This is a genomic window from Frankia gtarii, from assembly GCF_025403375.1.
GTDB classification, from domain to species: Bacteria; Actinomycetota; Actinomycetes; order Frankiales; family Frankiaceae; genus Frankia; species Frankia gtarii.
Genome location: NZ_JAMPTM010000530.1, coordinates 1 through 1435 on the forward strand (window position 1 = coordinate 1; position 1435 = coordinate 1435).

Consider the following 1435-nt stretch of genomic DNA (forward strand, 5'->3'; position numbering starts at 1 on the left):
CGCCAGAAGGCTTCGGCGACGATGGCGTTGCTCATCTTCGAGGTGCCGCGTTCGCGTTCGATGAAGGTGATGGGCACTTCGGTGACGCGGAAGCCGGCGCGCCAGGCCTGCCAGGCGAGGTCGACCTGGAAGCAGTAGCCCTGGGAGGAGACGCCGGACAGGTCGCGGTCGCGCAGGACGTCGGCGCGGTAGGCGCGGTAGCCGGCGGTGGCGTCGCGTAGCGGCATGCCGAGGGCGGCGCGGACGTAGAGGTTGCCGCCGCGGGAGAGTAGCAGCCGGGTGCGGGGCCAGTTGCTGACCTCTCCCCCGGGTATCCAGCGGGAGCCGATGACGAGGTCGGCGTGGGCGAGGGCGGCGAGCAGGCGGGGCAGCTGTTCGGGCTGGTGGGAGCCGTCGGCGTCCATTTCGACGATGACGGTGTAGCCGTGTTCGAGGGCCCAGGTGAAGCCGGCGACGTAGGCGGTGCCGAGGCCGGATTTGCTGTCGCGGTGCAGGACGTGGATGTGGTCGTCGTTGTCGGCGAGTTCGTCGGCGATCTTCCCGGTGCCGTCGGGGCTGGCGTCGTCGATGACGAGCAGGTCGACCGTCGGGTTCGCCGCGCGTAGGCGGCGGGCGGTGTCGGGGAGGTTGTCCCGCTCGTTGTAGGTGGGGACGCAGACGACAACGCGGTGGAGATCCACGCGGTTCCTTTCCTGATCGGGGGCCATGTCCGTCAGGCCGGCCCGGCGGGCGTCACTGTGGGTGTCGTCTCGTGGGGTCGTGGTGCCTGCGGGGTGATGCCGATGTGGTCCTCGCCGGTGGGGCGGGTTCGGCGGCGGATCACTCCCGCCATCATGGCGCCCACGCCGAGGGCGAGCAGCACCGCCTCGGGGACGATTCCGGCACGGTCGGCCAGGGTTTGGCTGGTGCGTCGGGGTAGGGCGGCGGTGAGGATACCGGGTTCGTACAGGCCGGTCTTGGCGAGCAGGTGGCCGTCGGGGGCGATGAGGGCGCTTTCGCCGCTGGTGGAGACCTGGACGGTGGCGCGGCCGTGTTCGACGGCGCGTAGTCGGGACATGGCGAGTTGCTGCTGGCTTTCGCCGTTGCGGCCGAAGGAGGCGTTGTTGGTCTGGATGACGAGGATCTCGGCGCCGTGGTTGACGGTGTCGCGGACGAGGCCGTCGTAGGCGACTTCGAAGCAGATGACGTCGCCGATGGTGGTGCCGGCGGCGTGGAGGGCGCCGGGGGTGTCGCCGGGGACGAAGTCGCTGGGCATGTCGTCGGCGAAGCGGCCGATCAGGCGGGTGAGCAGGGCGCGGCCGGGGAGGTATTCGGCGAAGGGGACGGGGTGTTGTTTGACGTACATCTGGCCGGTGAAGCCGTTGGCGGTCCAGATCATGCCGGCGTTGCGGACGTGGTGGGGGCCGGGGCCGTCGAGGACGGCGCCGACGAGGAG

At 70.7% G+C, this 1435-nt stretch carries 2 protein-coding genes; both read right to left on the minus strand.

What is annotated here, in order from left to right:
- On the minus strand, positions 1-680 hold a 680-nt coding region (locus NBZ83_RS32110; protein WP_261576510.1), incomplete at its 3' end, for a polyprenol monophosphomannose synthase.
- A 32-nt stretch (positions 681-712) separates the two neighbouring features.
- Positions 713-1435 (minus strand): apolipoprotein N-acyltransferase (locus NBZ83_RS32115; RefSeq protein WP_261576511.1); only part of this gene is annotated, 723 nt, incomplete at its 5' end.